This is a genomic window from Gordonibacter sp. (assembly GCF_036667095.1).
GTDB lineage: Bacteria > Actinomycetota > Coriobacteriia > Coriobacteriales > Eggerthellaceae > Gordonibacter.
In genome coordinates, this window is sequence record NZ_JAVWUP010000353.1 from 1 (window position 1) to 1698 (window position 1698).

2 protein-coding genes are annotated in these 1698 nt (G+C 56.8%); both read right to left on the bottom strand.

The window, feature by feature from the left end; translation table 11 throughout:
* A partial coding sequence (locus RR842_RS14535) for a hypothetical protein (RefSeq protein ID WP_332730286.1) occupies positions 1–291 on the bottom strand: 291 nt, incomplete at its 3' end.
* The coding region (locus RR842_RS14540) for a phage portal protein (RefSeq protein ID WP_332730287.1) at positions 291–1698 on the bottom strand (1408 nt) is incomplete at its 5' end. The genes RR842_RS14535 and RR842_RS14540, both read right to left, overlap by 1 nt.

Genomic DNA, 1698 nt, shown 5'->3' on the forward strand with positions numbered 1-1698 from the left:
TGAGAGCGTCTTGCCTAGTGCTGTTATGTCGGTGGTAGCCGATCTACGCAGTGAGGCTTCTACGGCAGCAATTACGGCTTTGTCGATTATCTTACTATGGCGTGCCAGTAGCTTCACGGCCTTCTTCGCGAGGGTCTGTGCCCTTTGTGCGATGTCCGCCATAGTAAGCGCCGATACCTCGTCTGTAGTCGGCATCTGCGCGGCATACAGCGCCACGAAGTCGGCGGCCATGTTGCGCACGGCGGCTTCGGTAACGTCGGTGAAGTGCTCTATGTAGTCTGGTTCGAGCATCAGCCTATGAGATCGGAGTATTCCTGCACACGCGCTGGCACACCGGCTTTTGCGTCATCCTCCGATTCGCCGTAGAACCTCATGCAGTATTCCCACTCCGATGCGATGCCTGCCCCTATTTCGGCCATCATCTGTTCTTTGTCGGTGGTCGTATCGGTGATGATAGAGTCGTCAAACGTCACGGTCACGTCGCCGTCTGGCACATGATCGCCGCGTACGTGCACGTAAAGGTCGATGTAACCTTCTACTAGCGTCACGATGGCTTTGCGCATGGCATTTTGGTGCTTCTTGATGGATCGGGCTAGCATGGAGTTGTCGGCACTCACCTCTTTGGCCGTCTTTAGCCCTGCGTGAGCATCCCAGCTGAAATAGCCGTTTCCGAAGCCGCAGAGCAAAGAGAGTTCACGCAGCGCCGTGTTGACGGCCTCGGTGTTGTCGGTTACCCGGAGGTCAGGTTGCACTACGTCGATCTGCTTGCCGTCCTCACCCTTGCGCATGGTAAAGACCGTATCGCCCGCCTCGCCGAACGCGTAGTGCGTCTTGATGATCGAGCCATCGGTACCCTTCTCACGCTTTTCTTCCACAAGTCCCTTATCTACGAACACCTTTGGGCGACCTACGCGTATATGGTCGATGAACGAGGTGTGGGCCTCGTCCACGGCCTTCACGGCTCCTATCGCTTTGTCGAACACGGATGCGCCCATAGAGCAGCAGCCGTAGTGGTCGTTTGGTACAGCTACCCGAAACAGCGCGAACGTCTGTTTCTTCGCATGCGTGTTGAAGTCGAGAATGATGCCATCGACCGTTGCCGGTCGGCGTGTCTTGGGGTTGAATAGCTGGGTGACGATGTGGCGATCCCCGCCATTGACCACGTGCATCTGGCATTGGTCGTAGTCTTTGCCGTCTATCTCAACGCGGGCCACAAATGCACATTGCGTACATCCGGCGTCGGAGTAGGTGAGCGGGATTATCTGCGTCGCGTCATAGGTGCGCACGCCGACCTCCGCATCCGGTGTGGTTGCGTTGTCGGTTATCCCGCGTGGCTCGCAAGCCCACCCGAGGGTTCCAAGGCCGAAGCCTCGTGCCACGTTTTCGGATTCGTCCATGGCGAAGTTAGCGAAATGTTCGGCTATGAACTCGGCTCTGGCGGAGTCGGTGGAGGATATAAGGGTCTGTTCCTGCATAAGCAGGGATGACCACTCGTTTGAGGCGAGCCATGCGGGACACAGGGATACGCGCTCACGCTTGTAGACGCTAAAACCCTTGCGCACGGAGTAGTGATACCAGTTGTTATTTGCTGTGAACCATCCCCAGTACAGATCCACGAACGATTGCATACGGGTGTCGGGGGAGTACCCCTGCTTGCGTATCCAGCTCTCGATATGGCTGTAATCCCCACGCTTCTCG